The 24996-nt window shown below is 72.8% G+C and carries 20 protein-coding genes and 1 pseudogene; 13 read left to right on the top strand and 8 right to left on the bottom strand.

Features of this window, described 5'->3' with window-relative positions:
- Window positions 1-35: 35 nt before the first annotated feature.
- The 5 genes from ACGFNH_RS29070 to ACGFNH_RS29050 all read left to right on the top strand — a co-directional run bounded on the left by ACGFNH_RS29070 (window position 36) and on the right by ACGFNH_RS29050 (window position 5812).
- Window positions 36-1004, top strand: coding sequence for a zinc-binding dehydrogenase (locus ACGFNH_RS29070; protein ID WP_393658736.1), 969 nt, complete (start codon window positions 36-38; stop codon window positions 1002-1004).
- A 530-nt stretch (window positions 1005-1534) separates the two neighbouring features.
- Window positions 1535-2593: a PHB depolymerase family esterase gene (locus ACGFNH_RS29065; protein ID WP_393658734.1), complete on the top strand. Its 1059-nt coding sequence runs from the start codon at window positions 1535-1537 to the stop codon at window positions 2591-2593.
- A gap of 203 nt (window positions 2594-2796) precedes the next feature.
- On the top strand, window positions 2797-3024 hold the full coding sequence (locus ACGFNH_RS29060) for a hypothetical protein (protein ID WP_393658732.1): 228 nt from the start codon (window positions 2797-2799) through the stop codon (window positions 3022-3024).
- 548 nt (window positions 3025-3572) lie between these two features.
- Window positions 3573-4952, top strand: a complete 1380-nt coding sequence (locus ACGFNH_RS29055; RefSeq protein WP_393658731.1) for a Tm-1-like ATP-binding domain-containing protein — start codon at window positions 3573-3575, stop codon at window positions 4950-4952.
- Window positions 4953-5467: 515 nt separating this feature from the next.
- Entirely contained in the window at window positions 5468-5812 is a 345-nt protein-coding gene (locus tag ACGFNH_RS29050; protein ID WP_393658729.1) for a hypothetical protein, read from the top strand.
- Window positions 5813-6035: 223 nt separating this feature from the next.
- Here ACGFNH_RS29050 and ACGFNH_RS29045 read toward each other — a convergent pair whose 3' ends face one another.
- Window positions 6036-6596, bottom strand: coding sequence for a CGNR zinc finger domain-containing protein (locus ACGFNH_RS29045; protein WP_393658727.1), 561 nt, complete (start codon window positions 6594-6596; stop codon window positions 6036-6038).
- Between the two features lie 180 nt (window positions 6597-6776).
- Between ACGFNH_RS29045 and ACGFNH_RS29040 the strand changes: the two genes are divergently transcribed.
- The 3 genes from ACGFNH_RS29040 (at window position 6777) to ACGFNH_RS29030 (ending at window position 10960) form a co-directional block, all read left to right on the top strand.
- Window positions 6777-8195, top strand: a complete 1419-nt coding sequence (locus ACGFNH_RS29040; RefSeq protein WP_393658872.1) for an MFS transporter — start codon at window positions 6777-6779, stop codon at window positions 8193-8195.
- 225 nt (window positions 8196-8420) lie between these two features.
- Window positions 8421-9761: an MFS transporter gene (locus tag ACGFNH_RS29035; RefSeq protein ID WP_393658725.1), complete on the top strand. Its 1341-nt coding sequence runs from the start codon at window positions 8421-8423 to the stop codon at window positions 9759-9761.
- Between the two features lie 29 nt (window positions 9762-9790).
- Complete coding sequence (locus tag ACGFNH_RS29030; RefSeq protein WP_393658723.1) at window positions 9791-10960, top strand: anhydro-N-acetylmuramic acid kinase; 1170 nt, start codon at window positions 9791-9793, stop codon at window positions 10958-10960.
- Window positions 10961-11034: 74 nt separating this feature from the next.
- Here ACGFNH_RS29030 and ACGFNH_RS29025 read toward each other — a convergent pair whose 3' ends face one another.
- Window positions 11035-11460, bottom strand: coding sequence for a YchJ family protein (locus ACGFNH_RS29025; protein WP_393658722.1), 426 nt, complete (start codon window positions 11458-11460; stop codon window positions 11035-11037).
- Between the two features lie 137 nt (window positions 11461-11597).
- Between ACGFNH_RS29025 and ACGFNH_RS29020 the strand changes: the two genes are divergently transcribed.
- The gene (locus tag ACGFNH_RS29020) at window positions 11598-13019 is read left to right on the top strand and encodes a hypothetical protein (RefSeq protein ID WP_393658720.1); all 1422 of its coding nucleotides are present in this window, start codon (window positions 11598-11600) and stop codon (window positions 13017-13019) included.
- A gap of 32 nt (window positions 13020-13051) precedes the next feature.
- Here ACGFNH_RS29020 and ACGFNH_RS29015 read toward each other — a convergent pair whose 3' ends face one another.
- On the bottom strand, window positions 13052-15193 hold the full coding sequence (locus ACGFNH_RS29015; protein WP_393658718.1) for a SpoIIE family protein phosphatase: 2142 nt from the start codon (window positions 15191-15193) through the stop codon (window positions 13052-13054).
- 616 nt (window positions 15194-15809) lie between these two features.
- Entirely contained in the window at window positions 15810-16781 is a 972-nt protein-coding gene (locus ACGFNH_RS29010; protein WP_393658870.1) for a DMT family transporter, read from the bottom strand.
- 516 nt (window positions 16782-17297) lie between these two features.
- On the opposite strand from ACGFNH_RS29010, the gene ACGFNH_RS29005 reads away from it, so the two are divergent.
- From ACGFNH_RS29005 to ACGFNH_RS28995, 3 genes are all read left to right on the top strand, one after another.
- On the top strand, window positions 17298-17606 hold the full coding sequence (locus tag ACGFNH_RS29005; protein WP_393658716.1) for a hypothetical protein: 309 nt from the start codon (window positions 17298-17300) through the stop codon (window positions 17604-17606).
- A gap of 143 nt (window positions 17607-17749) precedes the next feature.
- On the top strand, window positions 17750-20137 hold the full coding sequence (locus ACGFNH_RS29000) for a heavy metal translocating P-type ATPase (RefSeq protein WP_393658868.1): 2388 nt from the start codon (window positions 17750-17752) through the stop codon (window positions 20135-20137).
- A complete protein-coding gene (locus ACGFNH_RS28995; RefSeq protein WP_393658714.1) occupies window positions 20134-20646 on the top strand; it encodes a copper chaperone PCu(A)C in 513 nt (170 codons plus the stop codon). The genes ACGFNH_RS29000 and ACGFNH_RS28995 overlap by 4 nt, the downstream gene beginning before the upstream one ends.
- Window positions 20647-20860: 214 nt before the next feature.
- Here ACGFNH_RS28995 and ACGFNH_RS28990 read toward each other — a convergent pair.
- Window positions 20861-21430, bottom strand: a pseudogene (locus ACGFNH_RS28990) (sigma-70 family RNA polymerase sigma factor); the annotation flags it as partial.
- Between the two features lie 55 nt (window positions 21431-21485).
- Here ACGFNH_RS28990 and ACGFNH_RS28985 point away from each other — a divergent pair.
- On the top strand, window positions 21486-21770 hold the full coding sequence (locus ACGFNH_RS28985; RefSeq protein WP_393658712.1) for a zf-HC2 domain-containing protein: 285 nt from the start codon (window positions 21486-21488) through the stop codon (window positions 21768-21770).
- 208 nt (window positions 21771-21978) lie between these two features.
- On the opposite strand, the gene ACGFNH_RS28980 is transcribed toward ACGFNH_RS28985, so the two are convergent.
- The 3 genes from ACGFNH_RS28980 to ACGFNH_RS28970 all read right to left on the bottom strand — a co-directional run bounded on the left by ACGFNH_RS28980 (window position 21979) and on the right by ACGFNH_RS28970 (window position 24915).
- Complete coding sequence (locus ACGFNH_RS28980; RefSeq protein ID WP_393658710.1) at window positions 21979-22782, bottom strand: PE-PGRS family protein; 804 nt, start codon at window positions 22780-22782, stop codon at window positions 21979-21981.
- 188 nt (window positions 22783-22970) lie between these two features.
- Window positions 22971-23789 (bottom strand): TylF/MycF/NovP-related O-methyltransferase, encoded by an 819-nt coding sequence (locus ACGFNH_RS28975; RefSeq protein WP_393658708.1) that lies wholly within the window; start codon window positions 23787-23789, stop codon window positions 22971-22973.
- Window positions 23790-23901: 112 nt separating this feature from the next.
- Complete coding sequence (locus tag ACGFNH_RS28970) at window positions 23902-24915, bottom strand: NADP-dependent oxidoreductase (RefSeq protein ID WP_393658706.1); 1014 nt, start codon at window positions 24913-24915, stop codon at window positions 23902-23904.
- Between the last annotated feature and the right edge of the window lie 81 nt (window positions 24916-24996).

Here is a 24996-nt window from a genome sequence, read left to right as displayed (position 1 = left end):
GAGCAGCATCGGAGCGGATACGAGGGAGCCGAAGCATGCGCGCTGTCCGTGTTGCCGAGTTCGGCCCGCCGGAAGTCATGCGGGTGGAGTACGTGCCGCATCCCGAGCCGGGGGAGGGGGAGGTGCTCGTCGATGTCGCCGCGGCGGGCGTGCAGTTCGTCGAAACGCTGGTGCGCGCGGGGAAGTCGGCGCATGTGCCGAGGCCGTACACCCCGGGCCGGGACGTCGCCGGTGTGGTGAGCGCGGTCGGTCCCGGCGTGGAACCCGGTCTCGTCGGCAGGCGGGTCGCCGGACAGACCGAGCGCACCGGCGGCTACGCGGAACGCGCCGTGGTGAACCGAAGGGCCCTGCACGTTCTCCCCGACAGCCTGTCCCTGCACGACGCCGTCCGCCTGCTCGGCCAGGGCCTCACCGCGGTGGGGCTGCTCGACCTCGCCGCGGTCCGCGAGGGCCGGACCGTGCTCGTCGAAGCGGCCGCCGGGGGCGTGGGCAGCCTGCTCGTCCAGCTCGCCAAGGTCGCCGGTGCCAAGGTCATCGGCGCGGCCCGAGGCGATCACAAACTGGAGATCGTCCGCAAGCTCGGCGCGGACGCCGCGGTGGACTACGGCGTGCCCGGCTGGGGCGACCTGGTCCGGCAGGCCGCCGGCACCGACGGAGTGGACGTCGTGCTGGACTCGGTCGGCGGGGACGTGGGCCGGGAGGCCATGGAGACGCTGGCGCCGGGTGGCCGCTTCATCGTCTACGGCATCGCCTCGGGCCGCGGCACCGAGATACCGGGCGGGCTGGTCTACGGCCGAGGACTCACGGTGCTGGGCTACGGCAGAAGCACCCCGGGCGTGGACCCCTCGCGGTTCCGCGCCCAGCAGAACCGGGCCCTGGAGGAGGCGGCCATCGGCCGGATCGCGCCCGTCATCGGACAGTGCTTCGCGCTGGAGGACGCCCCGCTCGCACATGCCGCGCTGGCGGGCCGGGAGACCGTGGGGAAGGTGCTGCTCATTCCCTGAGCGGGATGCCGCCAGGGCCCATGCGGTGACCTGAGGGGGCCGCTTCGGCCGTGCCGTGACCTGGGGGCGCTTCGGCCTGTGACGACCCCTGGGGGGATCAGCCGTACGGCGTCCTGGGCGGGACCAGCGGAATGGCGACCCTGAGGGGGCCAGCCGTATGGCGGCCCTGAGCGGGACCAGCCGTATGGCGGCCCTGAGCGGGACCAGCCGTATGGCGGCCCCGACCAGGGACGCCCGTTCCCGGTTCGGAGGTGCTCACCCTCCGAACCGGCTTGCGGAGGAAGGGAGTTCACCAGCGGTCCCCGCCCGCACAGTGGGCGCCCGCTCCACGCGGGCGGGCATTCGGCTGTGGTGCGTCCCCATGGCCGGGTGGACCCGGGCGGCGGACGATGTGCGCCATGGCAGCGGCAGACATCCCGCAACCGTCACCGGCGATGTCGTCAACTCCTGTTCCCTGTCCTGACGTTCGCGTGCGGGTGCTGTACGGCGCCCGCACCGTGGCGTACGTCCCCCACCCTTGAGGAGCCGCCATGTCCGCGCACGACCACACCCCGGAGAACGCCCACCGGCACCCGTACGCACACCCTGCCCGTAGCCGCCCGCGACTTGGGCTCACGCGGCGTCTGGCCCGCATGTGCCGTGCCGTCCCTGCCGCCGCCCTGCTGGCGGTCGCCCTCGCCCTCCCGCAGCCCGCGTCCGCCGCGAGCCTCACCGAGGTGACCGGCTTCGGCTCCAACCCCGGACAGCTGCGGATGTTCCGCTACGTGCCCGACGGCCTGCCCAGCGGCCGGCCGCTCGTGGTCGCCCTGCACGGCTGTAAGCAGTCGGCGGCAGCCTACGACGACGAGACCGGCTGGACGCGGTGGGCCGACGAGTGGGGCTTCGCCCTTCTGCTGCCGCAGCAGCAGAGCGGCAACAATCTCAATGGCTGCTTCAACTGGTTCCAGCCGCAGGACACCGCGCGCGGCTCCGGCGAGGCCCTGTCCATCCGGCAGATGGTCGACCGGATGAAGGCCGACCTGGGATCGGACGCCTCCCGGGTCCATGTGACGGGCCTGTCCGCGGGCGGAGCGATGACCTCCGCCATGGCGGCCTCGTACCCGGACGTCTTCGGGGGCGCCGCGGTCGTCGCCGGACTCCCGTACGACTGCGCCCGCACTCTTGTCGAGGCCCTGACGTGCATGAGCCCGGGCAGGGACCTCGGGCCGCGGGTGTGGGGGGACAAGGTGCGTGCCGCATTCCCGTCGTACGAGGGTCCTCGGCCGGTCATGTCCGTGTGGCACGGCTCGACGGACGCCACCGTTCGGCCGGTGAACATGACCGAACTCGTCGAGCAGTGGACCGACGTCCACGGCACCGACGCGGTCGTGGACGCCTCGGACACCGTCCAGGGCCATCGGCACGAGGTCTATACGGACGGCTCCGGCACCCCGGTCGTCGAGAGCTACGCGCTGACCGGCATGGGCCACGGTCAGCCGGTCGACCCGGGCGGCGGCGCCGAGCAGTGCGGGGTGGCGGGGCGGTACGTCCTGGATGCGAACATCTGCGCCTCGTACCGGATCGGTCGGTCCTGGGGCCTGGACTCCTGAGATTCAGGGGCCCTCGGCACGCCGCGCCTCTGGGGCATCGCGCCCCTGGGACACCGGGACTCTGGAACACGGACCCTTGAGGCTCAGGGACTCCTGAGCAGGCTTGCCCCCCCCGCGGGCGGGACGCGTCGGGGCGGTGCGGCGGTCACGCCTCCGTTGCGGCTGGAGCTGCGGCCGGGCCGAACCCGGGGCAGCCTGGTCGCATGGAGGATGAGACCCAGGAACGTACGCCGCCCGTAGTGGTGGACCAGCCGCTCGACGGGCGCCGTCGCGTGATGATCGAAGGCGAGGAGGTGGGTGCTGTCGTCAGCGCGGCCGAGCTGCGCGGGGTGCTGAGCCGCGCCGGGCTCGGGGACGAGGGGACGGTGCTGGACGACCCAGGCCTGATCGAGTGGCGGGGCGGCGGGCCGGACGACTGGCCGGCCACCTGACGTTCGCCGGGTGCGCGTGTGCGGTGACGGTGCGGCGCTGGGGGACCGCCGCAGGGCGCCATGGGGTGCCGGTCGCGGAACGCGTGCTCGCGCGGTGCGACCTCCCGGGCTGTCCGACCGGCCGGTACGGTGACTCCCACGCGACGGTGGACGCGGTGCGGCGGACAGGACTTCGGCCATGACGGCTACGGGGACTCCTTCGGGATGGCGGACTCCGATGCGGGCCCCGGTGTCGGATGCGTGATGGACGGAATGGGTCCCCGCCTGGCGAACGATCCCCGCAAGACACCCGGCGGCCGCTGGCCGAGTCGGTGCGACGGCCCTGATCGGCGCCGTCTACGCGTCTGTCCGAAACCGGACCCGAAACCGGACCCGAGTCCACCTCCACCTCCACCTCCACCTCCGCATCCGCATCCGCATCCGCATCCGGACCCGCGTCCGCAGCGCCATCTCCGTATCGCTCGCCCTGCCCGGACCCGTCGAATCGCTCGCGTGTGCAGGGCAGTTGGGGCCGTTTCCCGCCCGGCGGCTCCGGGGACACGGGGGTCATGGCGGTGGTCGTTCTGGTCGGGGCCCTGGATACCAAGGGCGCGGAGTACGGGTGGGTGCGGGACCGGCTGCGGTGTCGCGGCGTCGAGGTGGTGGTCGTCGACGTCGGGGTCCTCGGGGAACCGGTGGTGCGGCCCGATGTCCCGCGACGCGAGGTGGCCCTCGCCGCGGGCGCCGAGGCGGACGCCCTCCGTGCGGCGGGGGACCGGGGCGCCGCGGTGACGACCATGGCGCGCGGAGCGGCCGAGGTCGTCAGGCGTCTCCACGCGGAGGACCGGCTGCACGGTGTGATGGCCATCGGCGGCAGCGGCGGTACGTCGATGGCGACCCGGGCGATGCGTGAACTGCCCCTGGGCGTACCGAAGATGATGGTGTCCTCGATGGCGGCGGGTGATGTGACGCCGTACGTCGGCTCCGCAGACATCACGATGATGCACAGTGTCGTCGACATCGCCGGGATCAACCGGATCCTGGCGCCCGTTCTGGCCAATGCCGCCGACGCCATGGCGGGGATGGCGCAGGGGTACGCGGCGGCGCGCGGGGAACGCTCCGTGCGATGGGGAGAGGGCGAGGGACGCCCGGTGGTGGCGGCGAGCATGGCGGGCGTGACGACTCCCGGAGTCGACGCCGCGCGCGAGTGTTTGTCCGAACTCGGTTACGAGGTCCTGGTCTTCCACACCAGCGGCTCGGGCGGGCGGTCGCTGGAGGCGATGGCCGGGCAGGGACGCTTCGCCGGGGTTCTCGATCTGACGCTGAGTGAGATCGCGGACGACCTGATGGGCGGAATCCTGTCGGCGGGACCGGACCGCCTCAAGGCCGCCGGGCGGCGGGGCACCCCGCAGGTGGTGAGCCTGGGGGCGCTGGACATGGTCAAGTTCGGTCCACGTGACACCCTGCCCGAGCGCTTCCGCGACCGGTTGGTCCATGTGCACAACCCCTCGATCACGGTCGTGCGGACGTCGGCGGCGGAGTGCGCCGAACTCGGCCGCCGGGTCGCGGCGAAACTCCGGGCGGCGACCGGTCCCACGGCCGTCTATCTGCCACGGCAAGGGTTGTCGACGCTCGGCTCACCCGGCGGCCCGTATCACGACCCCGAGGCGGACGGCGCGCTGTTCACGGCATTGCGCGACGGGCTGGCGTCCAGCGGCGTCGACGTCCGGGACGTCGATACGCACCTCAACGACCCGGCGTTCGGGCGCGCGGCGGCCGAGCGTCTGCACACGATGATCACGGCGGCCGCGGGCTCGACCCAGGGAGTCCTGTCGGATCGCGCGCGGGTCGACGGGACGGACCGATCGGCGAACGGATGCCGTGAGAGTGGCGTGAGGGGGGAGGCCGAGTCCGTCAATGATGACGTGACGCTTCAGAGGGATTCGTAGATGCCTTGGCGGTGGGCGGACGCCGCTTCGGCGAATTCCTCGACATCCATATCGGCGGTCCAGAGAGTCGCGTGCGCCTCGTGCACGCCGGCCGGAGCCTCACGGAAAATCGCGCGGTGGCGGGGGTGACGTGTTCCTCCTCGTCCTCCGGGTCCCAACACTCGGCCTCCGAGAGGCTGTTGAGGGCCAGGGGTGCGCGATGAGACGCCTGTATCGTGACGGAGTCGGCAGTCCCACTCGCGGTTTCGGAGCGTGACTTTCTCATGCGGCACTGACGGCGCAGTTGCGAGCAAACATGTCGCTGTCCGACGGTGCTCCCCTTCTCCGCGGTGAGGCTGAACCAAGAGACGGGCTCCCGCCGCCACGCACGGTGGTGCGGGGAAGGGCGGCACGTGGAGGGGGCGATCGCCCGCAGGCGGGGGTGTGACGGGCGTGCGACGTACGGACGCCCTTCTCGTTGCGGTTTCAACCCAGCCCTATGCTGCGGACGGTGACCGGGTCCATACTGCGGGGCCATGACCCTCACCGCCGACACCGTCACCGCTGAACGGCTCGAGGAACTCCTCGCCGATCGGTCCATCCCCGCCGTGCACCGGACGCTCTGGCTCCTGCTGTGGGAAGGCGAGCTTCCGGTCCTCGAACTGCTCTCCCTCGACGTCCGGGACGTCGAGTTCGACACCTTCGGAGAGCGCGCTGCCGAGCTTCTGCGCGAGCTGATCGGTGACCGCGAGTCCGGTCCCGTGTTCGCCGTCGGGGAGCGTTCCCTGACCTGGGAGGAGGCCGTACAGGCCGCCCACGACCAGGGGCACGGCATCCACGCGTTCCGCACCGGAGGGAAGCGCAGCCGCCGGGCCCGCTGATCGGCCGGCGGGTGACGTACCCGCACTGGCCTCGGGCCTCATGTACGCCGTCGTGCGGGACGGTGTGCCGGGGATGTGTGCGCAGGGCGGGTGTGCGTGTACGAGCAGGGGGCTGCGTACGGGTCGGATGCGTGGCGAGGGCGTGCGACCTCGTGACCCCGTACGAAAAGTGGCGGAAGGTGTGCGCCCCCCCGAACGACCGTGTGCCGCCGAGATGGTGACCTCAGCGCGCCTCGCGCCTGCGGCGCCGGTGCGCGGCGACGCGGGTGCGGGAGGCGCAGGCGGGGGAGCAGTAGCGGCGCACGGCGCCCGGACCGGTGTCCAGGAAGAGCCCGGCACAGCCCGGAGCCGCGCATGCGCCCCACGCGATACGGCCGAGTTCGCTGAGGAGTTGGGCCAGCGCCATGGCGCCGGAGGCGAGGAACCAGTCGGCCCAGCTCGCGTCCTCGCCCCGGTCCACGTGCAGATGCCAGGCGTGCCCGTCGTGGCACGACAGACGCGGGCGTGCGCCGCATTCGGACAGTAGAGCGTTGATGGCGCGGGCCGCGCGGTCGATGTCCGTCTCGGTGAGGACGTCGACGAGGCGCCCGGCAGCGGCGCGCAGGTCCACGGCATCGGCCTCGGTGAACCCCTCCTCGGTCACGTCGCCCGCAGTCTCCCCGTGCCGGGCGAGGAGGCCGGCCAGCTCGGCGCGGGAGAGCGCGGGCTCGCGGCGTACGGCACCGGCGATCTCGATCAGCCTCCGGGCGGGCCGGAATCCTTGCTGGGTACGGACGTTGCTCACGCGGACGTGATCCTTCCCGGTGGTGCCTGGTGCCTGGTGACTTCGGCTGCGCTGTCCCCCGTCCGAGTGTAACGTCTTATGTCATTAAGCCGTTACCGAGAGGTGGAGGGCGTGCGTACGCGGGGGCATCTCGGGCTGTATCTGACGACCGCGTTCTTCGCCCGGCTCGCGGACGAGGGCATGGCGGTGGCCGCGGTGCTTCTCGCGCTCCGGCGCACCGGCTCCGCTGCCGAGGGAGCCTTCCTGCTGACCGCCTGGATGGCACCCCATGTGCTGGCGGCGCCCTTGGCGGGCAGCCTCGCCGCCCGCGCACGGCATCCACGCCTCTTCCGCGTCTGCGCGCTGGGCGGATTCGCCGCCGCGATCGCGGGACTGGCGGTCACCGTAGGGCGGGCACCCGCCGCGGTGACCGTGGCCATCGCCCTGGCGGGCGGTGCCTGCGGACCGGTCGTCTCCGGCGGGCTGTCCAGCCTGGTAGCCGCTTGGGTGCCGGAGGGCGAGGAGCGGACGAGGGCCTACGCGCTGGACGCCGCCACGTACAACGCCGCCTCGGTCGCCGGGCCCGCTGCCGTCACGGTCACGGCCGCGGCGCTCTCGCCCGGCGCGGGGGCGGCCGCGCTGGCGGGCGCGGGCGTGCTGGCCGCGGTTCTGGCCGCGGTCCTGCGGTCGGAAGGGGCGGGTACCACAGCAACCCGGGGGAGCGGACCGGGTCCGAAGGGGACGGCCCGGGCGGACGCGACGTCCGGGGCGACCGGGCCGGCCCCGGCCGAGGAGGCCTCGGCCGGGGCCCATTGGCCCGCGACGGAGGACGCGACCGGCCGGGCGTCGACCGGGGCGCGCTCGCCGGGCTCGGGCCGCTCTGCCGCCAAGGCGCGCCCCGGACGACGGCCCGCCACCCGGCCGCACCCGGGCCGCCCCGCTGCCGGGTCGCGGCCGACGCTGCGCGCCGACCTCGCCGCCGGGCTGCAAGCCGTATGGCGGACGCGCGAGTTGCGGGCCGTCACCGCCGCCGCCTCACTGGCCTTCGTCGGTGTCGGCGGACTCACGACCTCCGCAGTCCTTCTGGCGGAGGACCGCGGACATCCCGGTGGCGGAGGCGTCCTGGTTACGCTGTTCGCCCTCGGAGCCCTCGCCGGCTCGCTCGGCCTGGCCCGGTGGCAGCCGCGCCTCACCGTGTACCGCCTCGTCGCCTTGAGCCTCCTCGGGACCGGTCTGGCGCTCGGCGCCGCCGCTCTCCTACCCACCTTCTCCGCCGCCGCGGCACTGTTCGCGGTGGCGGGACTGTGCGACGGACCGCTGCTGAGCGCGACGTTGCGGATCCGGGCCGACCACGCGCCGCCGCATCTGCGGCCGCAGGTCTTCACCCTCGGCGCCGGACTGAAGATCTCGGCGGCGGCGTGCGGGGCCGCCCTCACCGGGGCGTTCGCGGCCTGGCCTCCGCCGCTCCTCCTGCTGGCGATCGCTGTCGTCCAGCTGGCGGCTCTGCTGCTCTACGGCGTCGCCCGTGCCGTACCCGCACGAAAGAGGGCCGCATCCCCCGCGCCCGTCCCCCTGCGTTCCTCACCCGGCTCACACCGGGCGAGTGGCCCCTCCGCCTGAGGCCGCCCGACCCCAGCCGGCGCGAAACGGCAGCTCTGCTTCCGACCAGGACGGGATGACGGGCCGGGCGAGGGCGCCCCTCATCGCACGCACACCAGCGGCGGGTTGCGTGAAGGACCGCTCCGCGGATCTTGCGCTTCCGCCGAGCCGCGCCATCCTGAGCCCAGGACAGGACTTCACCGTCCTGATCCTCACAGGACGTCCGCGACGCCGAAAGGGCTGGGAATGACCACCTCCGTACACGGCCCCGCCCAGGACACCACCGGCCCGGCGCGCTCGCGCCGGGCTCTGGTGGCGGGCTCGGTGGGCAACTTCATCGAGTGGTACGAGTTCGGCGTCTACGGCTACTTCGCCACGATCATCGCCGCGAACTTCTTCACCCCCGAGGGCGGCAGCGACCTCGAAGGGCTCATCAAGACCTATGCCTCCTTCGCCCTCGCGTTCTTCTTCCGCCCGATCGGAGCCGCCGTCTTCGGCCGTGTCGGCGACCGGATCGGCCGCCGCCCCACCCTGATCCTGGTCCTCCTGCTGATGACCGGCGCCACGACCCTGATCGGCGTCCTCCCCACGTACGCCACCGTGGGGGCCGCCGCGCCCTGGCTCCTCACGCTGCTCCGTGTTCTGCAGGGCCTGTCCGCCGGAGGCGAGTTCGGCGGCGCTGTGTCGGTCATGACGGAGTTCGCGCCGCCCGGCCGCCGCGGTCTCTACGGCTCGTGGCAGTCGTTCACCGTCGCGCTCGGCCTGCTCGGCGGCGCGGGTACGGCCGCCCTGCTCGCCACCCTGCTGACCGCATCCGAACTCCAGTCGTGGGGCTGGCGCGTGCCGTTCCTGCTGGCGCTGCCCCTGGGCCTCGTCGCGCTGTGGCTCCGGCTGCGCCTGGAGGAGACCCCTTCGTTCGAGCGCGCGAGCGCGGGCCTGTCCGATCCGGCGGTCGACCCCGATGCGCTCAAGGCCTCCAAGACCCCCCGGGGTGAGGTGATCCAGGCCATCGTGCTGGGCGCGGGACGGCTCATGGGGTGGTCGGCGGCCGGATACACGTTCCTCGTCGTGATGCCCGCGTATCTGCAGAGCACGCTGAACGCCACCTTCCAGCAGGCGCTGGTGGCAACCGTGCTCGCCAATCTGGGCTTCGCGGCCTCCATCATCCCCGCGGGCATGCTGAGCGACCGGATCGGGCGGCGTGCCGTCATGCTGACGGGGGCGGTCCTGGTGGCCCTCCTCGCCTTCCCCCTGCTCAACCTGTTGCAGGACCCGGACGCCTCGGACGTCGCGAAGGGGGTGGCGGTGACCGCGGCGGGCGTCGTCGTCGGCCTGATGGCGGGCCCGGGGCCGGCAATGCTCGCCGAGATGTTCCCGACGCGCGTCCGCTACACGGGCCTGGGGCTGGCGTATTCGCTCTCGAACGCGGTGTTCTCGGGCTCGGCGGGTCTCATCATCACCGAACTGATCAAGCGGACGGCCAATGTCGACATCCCCGCGTACTACGTGGTCGTCACCTGCGTCGTCAGCGCACTGGCACTGCTCACCCTGCGCGGCGACGACCACCGGCGCGCCCTGCGTGACTGAACGGTCCGGCGAGCCAGGAGAGGTGGACCATGCGGGTGATCGGTCTGATGTCGGGCACGTCGCTGGACGCGATCGACGCCGCGGCCGCCGATCTGACCCTGGACGGCGACGCGCTGGTGCTGACCCCGCTCGGATCGCTGAGCGTCCCGTACTCCGACGAGTTGGGCAAGGCACTCGCCGCCGCACTGCCGCCCGCGGCGACGACCATGGAGGACGTCTGCCGGCTGGACACGCGCGTCGGCCAGGAGTTCGCCGCGGTCGCGGTCCGGGCCGACCGGGAGTTGTGCGGAGGCCGGGCCGAACTCATCGCCTCGCACGGCCAGACCGTCTTCCACTGGGTCGAGGGCGGGCGGGTGCACGGCACCCTGCAGATCGGTGAGCCCGCGTGGATCGCCGAGGCGGCCGGCTGCCCTGCCGTGTCCGGTTTCCGTACGCGGGACGTGGCCGCCGGTGGCCAGGGCGCGCCCCTGGTGAGCATTGTCGACGTGCTGTGGCTGCGGGGCCGCCCCGGCGTCCCCGTGGCCCTGAACCTGGGCGGCATCGCCAACATCACCGTCGCCGCGGGCGATCCGGTCGCCTTCGACACCGGCCCCGCGAATGCCCTCATCGACGCGGCCGTCCGCGATCTCACCGGCGGACGGAGGGACTTCGACGCCGACGGGGCCCTGGCCGCCCGCGGCCATGTGGACCAGCCCCTGCTCGAGCGCCTTCTCGACGAGCCGTACTACGCCAGGCCCGCGCCGAAGACGACGGGGAAGGAGCTGTTCCATCTCCCGTACCTGCGGGCCGCCCTGGCCGGCCGCCCGCTGCTCCCCGTGGAGGATGTGGTCGCCACACTCACCCGGCTCACCGCCCGGACCGTCGCGGACGCGGTCCGGTCCGTGGGCGCGACGGAGGTCGTGGCGTCCGGCGGCGGTACCCGCAACCCGGTTCTGATGGCCATGCTCCGTACGGAACTCGACGACATCGGGCTGCTCGCCTCCGGCGACCTCGGCCTGCCGCCCGACGCCAAGGAGGCTTACGCGTTCGCCGTCCTGGGGTACCTGACCGTCCATGGCCTGCCCGGAACCGTCCCCACATGCACCGGTGCCCGGCACGCGACCGTTCTGGGCTCCCTCACCCCCGGCCGCCGCGGTCTGCGCCTGCCGGAGGCACCGCGGACCGCTCCGGCCGTACTCCGGATCGCCCCGCGGCCGTGACCGCGCCCGTACTGTTCCGTGCCGTGCCGTGCCGTGCCGTGCCGTGCCGGAAAGGGCGATTCCGCTCAGGGGTATCAGCGAGTGAAGACCGCGTCCCTGTAGACCCACGCACCGTCGTGCTGTACGAAACGGCTCTGCTCGTGGAGTTCCCCCGGCTGCCCCTCGTGGGTGTAGCGGGCGCGGAAGGTGACGGTGCCCGTCGTGTGAAAGGCGCTGCCCTCCGTGGTGCCCAGGATGTCCAGCCCCGACCACCGCAGCCCGGCGTCGAAGTCGACGACGGTCGGCCTGGTCGCGGGATGCCACGTGCGCAAGAGATACGCCGAGTCCTGGATGACGAACGCGCTGTAGCGGGACCGCATCAGTGCCTCGGCGGTCGGCGCCGAGGCCGTGCCGGCGTGCAGGCGCCCGCAGCAGTCGCCGTAGGAAGCGCCCGTGCCGCAGGGGCAGGGCGAGGCGGTGGTGACGGAGGTCCGCTGGGTGTGTGAACGGCGAGGCGACATGTGTCCATTGTCCGTCACCTGCGGGGGTGTTGTGTCTGTGGGCTGTTCGGGGGGATCAGCGCCGGGTGCCATGACCGGGACCGCGGGACCGGCGTTGGAATGGCGCTCGGAGTCACTGCGTTCGTCCGGAGGAAAGTGTGCAGGTTCAGAGGATCGCGACAGCCACGGCCGTTGCCCTTGCGGTGGGCGGGCTGGCATCCCTGGGGGCGGGATCGGCGTGGGCCGACGGCCCCGGAGCGACGGCCGGTGGAGGGTCCGCCGCGATGGGCGGCCTGGGCCAGGAGAACACCGCACAGGACGGGCGGCAGAACAACAACTGCGTCCGCACGAACGGGGGAAGGACGACGGTGGACGGCGGCCGCGTGGACGGACGCTGTGTGACGGCCGACGGATCCCTCAACGCGTTCGCTCACGTCAAGCGCGGCGGAACGGACGCTGCGGGCGGAGACGGCCCCCTCCAGGTGGCTCAGCAGAACACCGCACAGCGCGGGCGGCAGAACAACAACTGCGCCTCGGGGGGAACCGGTGGTTCCACCGTCACCGCGAGCGGCGGTGGTATGGAGAGCCGGTGCGCGGACCGGGATTTCTCTTCCAGTGAGCACACCACGGTGGAGGGAGAGGGCGCGGCCGTCAGCGGTGCGCCCGCCGGGGTTGCGTTCCAGCAGAACGTGGCCCAGGCGGGGCGGCAGAACACCACCTGCGCGAGCCAGGACGCGAGCGCCGCGCTGCTGCAAGGGGGCCGGACGCTGAGTCGCTGCGGAAACCAGGACACCTCCCGCAGCCGGTTCACCACGACGCGCGGCGGGGGCGCCGAGACCAACGGTGCTACGTCGGGCGGGCTGTTGGTCGGCCAGAGCTGGGCGCAGGAAGGGCGGCAGAACGTCAACTGCGACAACGCCGCCACCGGGGGCGTCGACCTGATGGGGGGCAGGACGGAGAGCAGCTGCGGCAACGCGGACGACTCCCGAAGCCACACCACCGCGGTGAAGGGGTCAGGAGCCGAAGTCAACGGTGGGAACGGGCCCGTGGCCGCCTTCGCGCAGGACGCTTCGCAGGAAGGACGGCAGAACGTCCACTGCGCCAACCTCAATGCCTCGGCGCACCGGCCCTCAGGTGGCCGGGTGGAGAACAGTTGCCATAACGCCGATGAGTCCCGCAGCCACAGGACCGTCACCGAGAACGGCGGCGCGGGGGCATCCGGCGGCTCTTCCGCCGATGCGATCTACCATCGGAACGTGGCTCAGGAGGGACGGCAGAACACCCACTGCGGCGACATCAACAGGGGGGTCCTGAACGTGTCGGGTGGCGCTGCGGACAACAGGTGCGACACCACCGACCGGTCCCTCAGCCAGGACACCGTGACCCAGGGCGGCGGCGCCGAGGTGGACGGCGGAAGCGGCATGGCGATGTCGGTGCAGCAGAACACCGCGCAGGAGGGCCGCCAGAACAACAGCTGCGGCAACTCCAACCGGACGGATGCCACGCTCCGCGGCTCCCACACCACGTCCGAGTGCCTGGCCGACGACCGTTCCACCAGTACGGGTACGCGATACCTGTAGCCCTAACACGCGGGCCCCGGGCGTCGGCGCGGTCAGCTCCACCCGCGCCGCGCCCGGCGGCCCCGCGCCGGCAGGCGCCAGCGACCGGTCCAGCGCGGCTGCTCGCGCAGGGGGATCCGGCGGACCCGCGCGAGGACCAGCACGGTGTCGTCGTCCGGGTCCGTCGACACCAGGTGGGTGAGGACCCGGTCCGCGGTGCGCTCCAACGACTCGGGGGCGCCCCGCAGTTCGTCGCGGAGCCTGGACAGCCCCGTCTCGAAGTCCTGCTCGTGCGACTCGACCAGTCCGTCCGTGTAGAGGGCGAGCACGGCGTCCTCGGGGAGGTCGACGTCCATCGCCCGGAAGCGAACGCCGCCCACCCCCAAGGGGACGCCGAGCACCTCGTCGAGGGTCTCGACCTCGCCGTCCGGGTGCAGGATCAGCGGTGGCGGGTGACCGGCGCTGGCGATACGGGTGTGCCCGGCGGCCGGATCGAAGACGACGTAGATGCAGGTGGCCAGTTCGATGCCCGACTCCATGGCGAACTGGTCGAGTTCCGCGAGGAGTTCGGCCGGTTCGGGATCCCGCCTGGCCAGGGCCCGGGCCGTGAAGCGCAGGCCGCCCATGTCCGCCGCGGCCCGTACGCCGTGGCCCATCACGTCGCCCACGACGAGTGCGACGCGGCGGTCCGGCAACTGGATCAGGTCGTACCAGTCGCCGCCGACCTCGGTGACCCGGCCGCCCGGCAGATAGCGGTGAGCGACCGTCACATAGCGTCCGGCCAGGAGGGATTCGGGCATCAGAGCGCGCTGGAGGGTGAGCGCGATGTCCCGTTCCCTGCTGTAGAGGCGGGCGTTGTCCAGGCACAGCGCGGCGCGCGAGGTCAGCTCGGCGGCCAGGCTGAGGTCCTGGTCGGTGAAGGCCGGGCGGGTGGCGGAGCGGCCGAACATGGCGATGCCCTGGACCGTACCGCGGGCGATGAGCGGTGCGATGACGAGCGTGGACAGTCCGCTGTCGACCAGCAGTCGCGCGCTGGTCTCGTCGGGGACGTTGCGGGTCACGAAGGCCTCGTCCACCTGCGCGGACTCGGGACGCCCGGTCTGGAGTACGTGGTGGATTGCCGAGCCCGGCGGGTAGCGGGCCTTCTCCCGGCCGCTGAGCAGTTCGGTGGCGGCCGAGGAGAGGACGGTGTCGGAGGCGATCCGGCGCGTGACCACCGGGAGGGCGGAGTCGAACGGCTCCTGTTCGTTCATCCACTCCACCAGTTCCACCACGGCCGCGTCGCAGAAGTCGGGGACCGCGACCTGGACGATCTCCCGCGCGGTGACGGCCACGTCCAGCGTGGTGCCGATCCGGGAGGCCGCGCGGTCGAGCAGCGCGAGCCGCTGGCGTGCCGCGGACGCCTCGACGATGGCCTGCTCGCGGTCCGTGACGTCGACCATCATCCCGCCCACCCCGAAGAGGCGGATGCCGCCGGGCCTGCTGAGCGGGAAGAGGCTCACGGACCAGACCTGGTCGCGGTCCGGGTGCCCGCGGGTGCGGACGCCCAGGAGCGAGCCGACGATCGGCCGGCCCACCTCGGCGACGGCGCGCAGCATGCTCTCGTACTCGCCGCCGTCCGGTGTGATCAGCACGTCGCCCACGTGCTGCCCCAGGTGCTCCTCGATGGGCATCCCGTCCATGTCGGCAAGTGCCTGGTTGAGATGAACGAACCGCAGGTCCGCGTCGAACATGACCAGCCCGATCGGACAGCTCTCGAAGAGTGCGTCGAGGAAGGCCAGATTGTTTCTGACGCGTTCGAGCTCACCGCTCTCGCTGGCCAGGGCCATGACGGTGTCCCGGCCGCCGGTCCCGGCGAGCCGGAAGACCCGGAAGCCGCCGTCGAAGACCGTGCCGTCGCGGTGGCGGATGGTCAGGCGCCCGCGCCAGTAGCGCTCGCTCCGCCCCCGCTCCACCATGCGGGCCCATTCGTCGCGGCCTCCGCCTGGGGCGTCGGGGAAGAGCATGGCGCTGGGCTGCGCGAGCGCGTCGTGTGCGGAGTAGCCGAAGAGGGACTCCGCTCCCGGGCCCCAGAAGCAGATCCGGTCGTCGGCATCCACGCCGAACACCGCGACCGGCACCCGTTCCAGCAGGGACCCGGGCTCCGACCAGAGCGGACTCCGGCCCTGCGTCTGGCCTGCCACTTCTGAGGACACCGTTGTTCCTCCCCGTACGGAAGCCCCGGTCCTGTTTGCGTGATGCACTGACATCTTCAATTTTGCCCTCTATGTCACCTTTCAGTGAAGGCTTACGGATCCTTGGTGAGGGCATGATCATGATCGCCGCATCAGAGGCTGATGGGTTCCCAGGCCTGGGATGTGAGTGCGGAATGGCGGCCACGGTGCGCGGCCACGCCCTGATCACCGGGATCCGGGGTCCGGTCCGGTGTGGTCCGCGTAGGTGCGGGGGTCTTCGGTGAGACCAACCCCCGGACCCGCCCGGCGCCGCTGCGGGGTCCACTCCGGCCAGACCTGCGCGGAACGGCCGGGTCCGCCCTACTCACCCGCGCTGCTCGAACGCCGTCGACGGAGCAAATCCGGGTGCGGTGCAGCAGGTCCCGACTCAGTGGGACGGCGTCGATACGGGCGTCAGCGCGCTGCTCCAGGGCAGCGCACCAACGGTGATGGCCCGCTCAGATCGGCCCATCTGAGCGGGCCCCACGCCCTCGCTCTGCGGAGGGGGCTCCACGCCCTCGCTCCGCGGAGGGGGCTCCACGCCCTCGCTCCGCGGAGCTCCGACCCGCGGTGGGTTCTCGGGTCCGCGGAGGGACCCTCAGTCCGTCCCGCGGCTCGCGACGCAGCCCGGTTCCGTCGCGACGGCGCCGGGCTGCGTCGCGTCCGGCCTGCCCTCGGCCGCCGTGAACGAGCCCGCGTCCCTCTCGCCCGGCCGGCGCGACCCGCGGCGCGGACGCATCCGCGCGACCGCCACGCCCGCCAGGCACAGCGCGCCGCCGAGCAGGGTGAGGAGGCCGGGGACCTCGCCGAGGACGATCCAGGACATCAGCACGACCAGGCCCGGCACGGCGTACGTCGTGGCGCCCATGCGCCCGGCGGTGGTGCGGGACAGTGCGTAGGCCCAGGTGCTGAAGGCGAGGGCGGTCGGGAAGATGCCGAGGTAGAGGACGTTCAGCGTCGCCGAGAGCGGGGCTTCGGACACCTGAGACACGAGTTGGCCGGCGAAGGGCAGGCAGGCGATCGTGCCGACGAGGCATCCGTACGTCGTGACCTGAAGGGCCGTGGCGTGCTTGAGGGCCGGCTTCTGGCTGACCACGCCCCCGGCGTACGCACAGGCCGCCACCAGGCACAGCAGCAGGCCGGTGAGGGAGGACGAGCCGCCCCCGGACATGGAGAGCCCGACGACGACCGCACCGAGGAACGAGACCGCCATCCCGCTCATCAGCTTCGGCGGGAAGCCCTCCTTGAGCAGCCAGCCTCCGAGGAGTGCGACCAGGATCGGGCCGACGTTCACCACCATGGAGGCCGTGCCCGCGTCCACTTCGCGCTCGCCCCAGTTGAGGGCGACCATGTAGCCGCCGAACCAGAGGACGCCGGAGATCAGGATGCCGGGCCAGGCCTCGCGCGCGGGGAACCCGCCCCGCCGGACGAGCAGAACCGCGACCAGGACGATCGAGCCCGCCAGCAGTCGCCCCAGAGCCAGAGCGCCCGGCTCGAAGTGGGTCACGGCGCTGCGGATGGAGACGAAGGCGGACGCCCACAGCAGGACGGTGACCGTGGCGGCGATCACTGCTGGTGCATGGACACGGTCACGGTCGTCGGCGCTCACGGAACTCCCCGTCGTCCTCGATCCGGAACGCAGCTTCACAGCGCCCGTCCTTCCCTATGATGCGCCGCTGACAGTGCGCGGTCGGAGATTGGCCCGGCGCGCGGCGCCGCGCTCACAGTGGCCACCCTGGGCCAGGTGATTCGTCAGCACAAGTGAATTCGGCTGGGGGCACGGCGTAGAGACGCTTACTTGTTCCGGCGGCACCGGGTGGCCGCGGGCGGGAGCCGGTCCGGCCTTCCGTGCGGTGGGTGCCCGAAGCCGGTCCAGCCGTGCACGCGGTGCGTGCCCCGCCCGTACGCTCCCCAGTAAGTCGCCCGGAAGGGCGTGGGAGTTCCGGACACCGGGAACGACATTTCTCACGCCGTACGCGGCCCCCGATTCGCCCCTCCGGCCCGCGCCCGCCTGCCACGATGGCGTGCCGAACGGGGCTCGCACCACCGGACCCCGCTGCCTCATGACCTTCGTACAGGAGCGGCGATGCCTCCCACGTCCCGTCGACCGTCCGTTGCCGCGGCACGGGCGCATACCGTACGGCTCCTGCCCGCGCCCTCGGTCCTCGGCTTCGCGCTGCTGCTGTTGCTGGTGTTCGCCGCCTCCTACGGCGCAGGCACGCTGGCCGGACCCGTCGCGCCCGCCATGCGCCCCGCGAGTGACGGCGGCAGCGGGGGAGGCGTACCGGGTGACGACGTGCCCGCCCCGGGGTCGCCCGGAGGGGCGGACGGCGGCGGCATGGGCGGAATGCATGGGATGGGCGGCTCCGGCCCGGTCCGGGGAGAGGCGCGATGACCGCCCGGCCCACGCGGTCTCCGAGGACCGCGCCGGCGGACGCCGCGTACGAAGAGGCAGGGTCGTACGGGGAGACACCGTCCGCGGACTCCGAGACCGCGGACGACGCCGCTCCCGCCTCCACCGTCCTCCTGATCGGCGGCATGACCTGTGCGGCTTGCGTCGGCCGGGTCGAGAAGAGGCTGGGGCGCCTCGAAGGGGTCAGCGCGACCGTCAACCTCGCCACCGGGCGGGCCAGGGTCAGCCACCCGGCAGGTCTGACGGTGGATCACCTCATCGGTACGGTCGAGGCCGCGGGCTTCACCGCGGAACTCCCCGAACCCCCGGCCGCCGCACCCGTGAGCCACGGACCTCTGCACCCCGAGCGGCAGGCCACGGACCGTAGGGACAACGGCGACGGTACGGGCGCGACAGCGGCCAACGAGAACACCGGGCCCAACGGGCCCAACAGGCCCACCGATTCCGCCGATTCCGCCGATCCGGCCGAGGAGGCGCGGCAGCGCGAGGAACGTCTCCGGCTGCGCGTCACGGCCCTGCTCGCGGTCCCCGTGCTCGTCCTGTCCATGGTCCCCGCCTGGCAGTTCCGCAACTGGCAGTGGCTCTGCTTCGCCCTCGCGGCGCCCGTCGCCTTCTGGGGATCCCTGCCCTTCCACACCCGCGCTCTGCGCGGACTGCGCCATGGCGCGGCGACCATGGACACCCTCGTATCCCTCGGCGTCGCCGCCTCCTTCGGATGGTCCGCCTATGCGCTCTTCTTCGGCGGGGCCGGAGCGCCGGGCATGACCATGCCGTTCTCGCTCCTGCCGTCGGCCGGGGACGGCACCGCCCACGTCTACCTCGAAGCGGCGGTCGGGGTACCGCTGTTCGTCCTCGCGGGACGCCACTTGGAGGCCCGGGCCCGGCGCGGGACCGGATCCGCGCTGCGTTCGCTGGCCGAACTGGCCACCCGGGACGTGGCCGTACGTGAAGGTGACACCGAACGCCGCGTCCCCATCGGCGAGTTGCGGGTCGGCGCCCACATCGTCGTACGGCCCGGAGAACGCGTCGCCACCGACGGCGTCGTGACCGACGGCAGTTCCGCTCTCGACGTCTCGCATGTCACCGGCGAGAGCCGTCCCGTGGAGGTCGGGCCCGGTTCCGCCGTCGTCGGCGGTTCGGTCAACTCCGGCGGGCTGCTGGAGATACGCGCCACCGCCGTCGGTGCGGACACCCAACTCGCCCGCATCACACGCCTGGTGGAGGAAGCACAGACGGGCAAGGCGGGCGTGCAGCGTCTCGCCGACGCCGTCGCCGCCGTCTTCGTGCCCGCCGTCCTCGCCGTCTCCGTCACGGTCCTCGGCTTCTGGCTCGGGGCGGGAGCGGATCCGCAGGCCGCGATCACCGCGGCGGTCGCGGTCCTCGTCGTGGCCTGCCCCTGCGCGCTGGGCCTGGCCACGCCGACCGCACTGCTGGCGGCCACCGGACGCGGCGCGCATCTGGGCATCCTGTTCAAAGGACCCGAAGTCCTGGAGCGGCTGCGCCGTGTCGACACGGTCGTCCTGGACAAGACCGGCACGGTCACCACCGGCCGCATGAGCGTCACCGACGTCACCGGGCGGGGCGGTGACCTGAGCGCGGACGAGGCGCTGCTGCTGGCGGCCGCCGTGGAGCACGGCTCCGAGCACCCGCTGGGACGCGCCGTCACCGCACACGTACGCCGTACCAGGGGCGACCGGCCTCTGCCGCCGGTCACGGGATTCGCTTCGGTCCCCGGCAACGGGGTGCGGGGCACCGTCGAAGGCCGCCGCGTCGCCGTGACGGGGCCCGGTGAGGCCGCGCTTCTTCCCGCGCCGTTGCGCAAGGCTGTGGAGAGCGCCGAGGACAGGGGGCACACGGCGGTTCTCCTCACCGTGGACGGCGCTCCCGAAGCCGTCGTCGCCATCGGCGACACCCTACGGCCCGATGCCTACCGCGCCGTCGAACACCTCCGCCGCCTGGGGATGCAGCCCGTCCTGGCCACCGGGGACCGTCCGGCCACCGCCCACGCCGTCGCCGAGCACCTGGGCATCACCGAGGTCCACGCAGGAGCACTCCCGGAGGACAAGGCGGCTCTCGTCAACTCCCTGAGGGAGCAGGGGCGCCGGGTCGCGGTCGTCGGGGACGGCGTCAACGACGCGGCGGCGCTGGCCCGTGCCGACCTGGGCATCGCCATGGGCGGTGCCACGGATGCCGCCATCGGGGCCGCCGACGTCACTCTCGTACGCGAGGACATCCGGGCCGTCGCCGACGCCGTACGCCTGGCGTGTCGCACCCTCGGCACCATTCGCGCCAACCTGGCCTGGGCGTTCGGCTACAACCTCGTCACCGTCCCCCTGGCCGCCGTGGGCCTGCTCAACCCGATGCTCGCTGCCGCCGCCATGTCCGCCAGCTCCGTGATCGTGGTCGCGAACAGCCTGCGTCTGCGCGACTGGAGCCCGGACGCCCACCCGTCCGCAGCGCGCCGGCCCGGCCGGGGCGGCGCACGGCCCAACCGCCTGGGGGAGCAGTCGTGACCGAACACCCGGATTCCGGGCCCACGTCGGCGCGCCGCGCTCTGTCCGGAGCGGGTGTGCCGGCAGCCCTCGCGGCGCTGCTGGCCTGCGCGCTCACCCTGGGAGGGCTGGTGGCCTGGACGGCTTCCGGCAGGGCGGGGAAGGGGCAGGAGATCGAGGTCTCCGACGCCCGTATCTACCTGCCCGCGAACCCGGACACCACCGCCGCCTTCTTCACCGTGCGGAACACCGGGGACACGGCGGACGAACTGATCGGCGTACGGTCCTCGGCCGTGGGCTTCTCGATGCTGAGCGAGTCGGTGGAGAAGGGCAACGCCCAGACGATGCGCATGGTGCTGAGCGTCCCCCTGGCGGCGCGCTCGACACTGCGGATGTCGCACTCGACCGTGGACGTCATGATCAGGCCGGCGCCGCGTCTGAAGCCCGGTGACCGCGTGCCGTTCACCCTGCAGTTCCGCGACAACCCGCCGATCGAGGTGGAAGCGGTCGCCGTCCGCCCGGGCATATAGCCGGGCCGGCACGGACCCGCCCTCTGGCGGGAGCGGTGGGGCCGTACGCGCGCCCAGACGTCGTACGGCCCCCCCGGGTCCCCGGCTCGCGGAATCAGGTACCGCTGCCGCTGCCCGCGAGAGCCGCCACCCGGCGGCCGGTTCCGGCGGTCGCTCCTGCCGACGCCCTGGCGACGGAGGTCCCGGCGAACGCCGTACCGGTGGCGTGCGCCCCGGCGGCCCGCGGCGGGGCGGACGGTTCCTCCGCCTCGTCGAGCAGGGCGATGAGCGCCTCACGTGCCCTCGCCACCCGGGAACGCACCGTGCCCACCGGGCACTCGGCCACCGAGGCAGCCTCCGCGTACGGCAGCCCCAGGAGCTGGGTCAGCACGAAGGCCTCGCGCCTCCCCGCCGGCAGGGCCGAGAGCAGTTCCGACAGGGCCACGCCCTCCTCGAATCCCGGCAGCCCGCGCGGCTGTGCGCGCTCGGCGGCCGACTGCCAGTCCTCGACGCCCGCGAGCCGCGGGCGTGCCGAATGCGCCCGGATCCGGTCGGCCACCGTCCGCCGCGCAATCGTCAGCAGCCAGGTCCGCGCCGACGAACGGCCCTCGAAGCCCGGCAGACTGCGCAACGCCCGCAGATACGTGTCCTGGACGAGGTCGTCCGCGGCCTGCGCGTCACCGCTGAGGTGGGTGACATAGCGCCGGACGTCGAGCTGGGTGCCGCGTACGAAGGCTTCCACCGCGTCCCGGTCACCGGTCCGGGCGGCCAGCGCCCACTCCGTGACCCGCGTGTCGTCACGCATGGATCGCCTCCCCTGCGTGCCGCGGCACCCGATGCGGTTCGGCCAGAATGAGCCCATGCAGTGTTCCCGCTTCCGCACCGCCCTCTCCGCCCGCGCCGACGGCGAGGTGTTGCCGCCGGGTGTCACCGGCCCGGCGGTGGAGGAGCACCTGGGGTCGTGTGCCGCATGCCGCCGCTTCGCGGACGGGATCGAGCGCCTGCGGGACGTTGCGTCCACGGAGTCCGATGCCCACGGCGGGGGAGAGGCCGCCGCCGACGCCCTTCTCGCGCGCGTACGAGCAGAGACGGACGGCCGTACGGACACCGGGCACCACGGGCTCGGGGGTACCCGGGCCGGTTGAGGGACGGGGGCGGCGGTGCCGCCGCGCGATGGCGCCGACGGGTGCCAGGGGATCCGGATACGTCTGTTTCCGGGCAGGTTTCGTCATCGTGTGGTCCTTCGCGTGCACCGGTCCGCACCACGCGGGGGCGTGACCGGTGGAATGGACGGCCCGGCGCAGGCGTGTGCGACACTCCCGCGCCTCCCGGCCGATGGCTCCGTGCTGTCCGTCAGGCGACAGCGAGGACCTGACGCGGCGGACCCCGCGAGGAGATGGCGTGAACGAGCAGATACAGGCGCAGCGGACGCCGTACGTCCCTGGCACGCCCGCAGCCGCGCGGAGGCGGTACGGGGGCGCGGCCGCGTACGGCGAGGTCGAGCGGGGCGAACAGCCGCGCGGACAGGGCCCGTACGAGCTGGAAGGCGGCGCGCTCGCCCACGGAGAGCCAGAGGGCGCCGAGGAGGGCGATCAGGAGGTGGAGGAGCAGCATGCCGACGGCGTCCCCGGGCAGCCCGGTGCCGCCCATGGCGTGCGGCAGACCGTCCATGCCGCTCATGCCGCTCATGCCGTCCATGCCGCCCGCCCCGGCCAGGTGGTCGGCCGCGGCGTGGCCCGCGGCCACGTGCTCGGCGGCCATCCGGCCTGCCGCCCGGCCGTGGCCGGAGCCGGTCATCGCGCCACCGTGCGCCATCGCGGCCGGAGTTGACGGAGCGCAGAGCAGATAGCCCAGCCACTGCCGCGCGAGTGCCGCGGTGCCGCCGTGGGGAAGGGGGTGCACCACGGCCTGGGCGAAGGAGAACACGGCGTGGAGGACGCCCTGCGCGCCCACGGCCGCGGCGGCGACGAGGAGCGGGCTCCGTTCGCGGCGAGCCAGACGCCATGTCCCGGCCGCCGTCGCGCAGAACGCACCGCCGACGGCCCACCAGGGGAGGGAGGCACCCGACATCGTCGCGTGGCCCAGTGCGGCGCACAGCGCGCACACCGCGGCGAACACCGCCGTGCGCAGCCCTCGCAGAACGGTCCCTTTCCTCATGGTCCGCTCATCGTCGCATTGCGCCCCGGCGTGCGGAGCCCGGGGGCCGCAACTCCTCCTGAGAGCACCCATCGGCCCCGTATACGGACGGGGGCCATTCGATCATTCACCCGCCGATACGCGGGATCGCGCCTTCTCGCGTACGGGACCGGGCCGCTGTCCGTGGTCGGCCAAGGTGCCCCGGCCGACTACGGCTTGACGGCGATGCGGCCCTCGTCCATGCGCAGGAGCAGCAGCCGTGCGCCGGTCTCCTCCAGGAACTCGTCCACCGCTTCGCGCGAGCCCTGCCACCAGCCGTAGTCGTCGATGAGCAGGACACCGCCGCTGACCAGACGGGGGTACAGGTGGGTCAGTTCATGGCGCGTGGAGGCATACCAGTCGGTGTCCAGTCGCAGGATCGCGATCTGCTCCGGGGCATTGGCCGGAACGGTGTCCTCGACCTTGCCCTGGACGTAGTGGACGCGGTCCTTGGGGTAGGGCACCTGCTCAAAACCCTGCTGGACGTCGTCGAGCGTGGCGATGGCCCAGATGGGGGCGTCCTTGCCGCGGCGGGCCAGGAGGTCGGAGGCCATCTCGCCGTCGCGCCGGCGGTCCTTCTCCGTGGGCGGGGGCATGCCCTCGAACGTGTCGAAGAGATACAGGTCGCGGTCGGTGTCGCCCGCCGCGATGAGGCTGCGGGCGGCCGCCTGCATGCTGCCGCCCCGCCAGACGCCGCACTCCACGAGGGAACCCGGGATGCGGTGCCTGGCGACGTAGCGGCAGGCGAGGATCAGGGCGTTCAGCCGCTCGGGCGAGGTCATGGTGTACGGCCGGACCGCGCCGATGATCTCGCGTGTCTCGTCGTCGTAGTCGGCGGGCAGCTTCGGCCCGCTCGGCTTGCTCTGCCCGCTCTGCTGCCCGCTCGGCGCCGGTGATGCCGGGCGCTGCGGTGCGGACGGCGCGGGACGGCGCAGTTCGTAGCCGGTCAGCTGCCCGAGCTGCCGGTTGACTCTCCTCCTCCAGCTCATGCCCCGAAGCTAACCCGTGCCGCCCCGCCTCGCAGATCGGCGGACGGGGCGGCACGGGCGGACACCAGGGAGGGGTGGCGCGGGGGCGGCCGGCCCGCCCCCTGCGGTCCGGCTACGCGTCCGCCACCTTCAGCACGAGCTTGCCCAGGTTCTCTCCCCTGAACAGGCGGAGCAGGGTCTCGGGGAAGGCCTTCACGCCACCGTCGACGACGTCCTCCTTGGTGCGGAGTTTTCCGGCGGCCAGCCATTCGGCCAGCCGGGCGGTCGCCTCGGGGTAGCGGTCCGCGTAGTCGAAGACCACCATGCCCGTCATCGAGGCGCGATTGACCAGGAGCGACATGTAGTTGGCGGGGCCCTTGACCGGCTCGACGCTGTTGTACTGCGAGATGGCACCGCAGATGACGATGCGGGCGCCGCGCGCCAGGCGGGTGAGGACGGCGTCCAGGACGTCGCCGCCGACATTGTCGAAGTAGACGTCCACGCCGTCCGGCGCGGCCTCGCGCAGCGCCTTGCGGACGTCCTGGGACTTGTAGTCGATCGCGGCGTCGAATCCGAGCTCGTCCACGATCATGCGGCACTTGCTCTCGCCGCCGGCGATGCCCACGACCCGGCACCCCATGATCTTGGCGATCTGGCCCACCACGATGCCCACGGCCCCGGCGGCACCGGACACGACCACGGTCTGCCCGGGCTCGGGCCGGCCGATGTCGAGCAGCCCGAAGTAGGCGGTCATCCCGGTCATGCCGAGTGTCCCCAGGTAGACGGGCAGCGGCGCCAGGTCCGGATCGACCTTGATGACGCCCGTGCCGTCGGTCAGGCAGTACTCCTGGACGCCGAAGGAGCCGTACACGTGGTCACCGGTGGCGAAGCCGTCGTGGCGCGAGGCGACGACGCGCCCCACAGCGCCCGCGCGCATGACCTCGCCGATCTCGACGGGCCGGATGTAGGACCGGCCCTCGTTCATCCAGCCGCGCATGGCCGGATCGAGGGAGATGTGGGTGACCTGCACCAGCAGTTCGCCGTCGCCCGGCTCGGAGACGGTCTCCTCGACCAGCTCCCAGTCCGTTGGCCTGGGCAGCCCCACGGGGCGGGCGGCCAGGCGGAACTGGTGATGGGTGCGGCTCATCTCGGCGGCTCCTCGACGGTAGGCGGACTCACACCGACTGGTCGGTATGTGCTTGTCGGAGGCTAGTCGCAGCGCCGCGAC

The organism is Streptomyces sp. NPDC048639 (assembly GCF_043199075.1).
GTDB lineage: Bacteria > Actinomycetota > Actinomycetes > Streptomycetales > Streptomycetaceae > Streptomyces.
Note: the sequence above shows the minus strand (reverse complement) of the source record. Positions and strands in the feature narration are given on the sequence as shown.

Excerpts from the sequence above, each read along its gene's own strand:
- ACGFNH_RS29055 (WP_393658731.1), top strand. The coding sequence starts at position 3,573 with ATGGCGGTGGTCGTTCTGGTCGGGGCCCTGGATACCAAGGGCGCGGAG.
- ACGFNH_RS29070 (WP_393658736.1), top strand. The coding sequence starts at position 36 with ATGCGCGCTGTCCGTGTTGCCGAGTTCGGCCCGCCGGAAGTCATGCGG.
- ACGFNH_RS29000 (WP_393658868.1), top strand. The coding sequence starts at position 17,750 with ATGACCTGTGCGGCTTGCGTCGGCCGGGTCGAGAAGAGGCTGGGGCGC.
- ACGFNH_RS28975 (WP_393658708.1), bottom strand. The coding sequence starts at position 23,789 with ATGAGCTGGAGGAGGAGAGTCAACCGGCAGCTCGGGCAGCTGACCGGC.
- ACGFNH_RS29005 (WP_393658716.1), top strand. The coding sequence starts at position 17,298 with ATGCCTCCCACGTCCCGTCGACCGTCCGTTGCCGCGGCACGGGCGCAT.
- ACGFNH_RS29060 (WP_393658732.1), top strand. The coding sequence starts at position 2,797 with ATGGAGGATGAGACCCAGGAACGTACGCCGCCCGTAGTGGTGGACCAG.
- ACGFNH_RS29035 (WP_393658725.1), top strand. The coding sequence starts at position 8,421 with ATGACCACCTCCGTACACGGCCCCGCCCAGGACACCACCGGCCCGGCG.
- ACGFNH_RS28980 (WP_393658710.1), bottom strand. The coding sequence starts at position 22,782 with ATGAGGAAAGGGACCGTTCTGCGAGGGCTGCGCACGGCGGTGTTCGCC.
- ACGFNH_RS29025 (WP_393658722.1), bottom strand. The coding sequence starts at position 11,460 with ATGTCGCCTCGCCGTTCACACACCCAGCGGACCTCCGTCACCACCGCC.
- ACGFNH_RS28985 (WP_393658712.1), top strand. The coding sequence starts at position 21,486 with ATGCAGTGTTCCCGCTTCCGCACCGCCCTCTCCGCCCGCGCCGACGGC.
- ACGFNH_RS28970 (WP_393658706.1), bottom strand. The coding sequence starts at position 24,915 with ATGAGCCGCACCCATCACCAGTTCCGCCTGGCCGCCCGCCCCGTGGGG.
- ACGFNH_RS29030 (WP_393658723.1), top strand. The coding sequence starts at position 9,791 with ATGCGGGTGATCGGTCTGATGTCGGGCACGTCGCTGGACGCGATCGAC.
- ACGFNH_RS29065 (WP_393658734.1), top strand. The coding sequence starts at position 1,535 with ATGTCCGCGCACGACCACACCCCGGAGAACGCCCACCGGCACCCGTAC.
- ACGFNH_RS29050 (WP_393658729.1), top strand. The coding sequence starts at position 5,468 with ATGACCCTCACCGCCGACACCGTCACCGCTGAACGGCTCGAGGAACTC.
- ACGFNH_RS29040 (WP_393658872.1), top strand. The coding sequence starts at position 6,777 with ATGGCGGTGGCCGCGGTGCTTCTCGCGCTCCGGCGCACCGGCTCCGCT.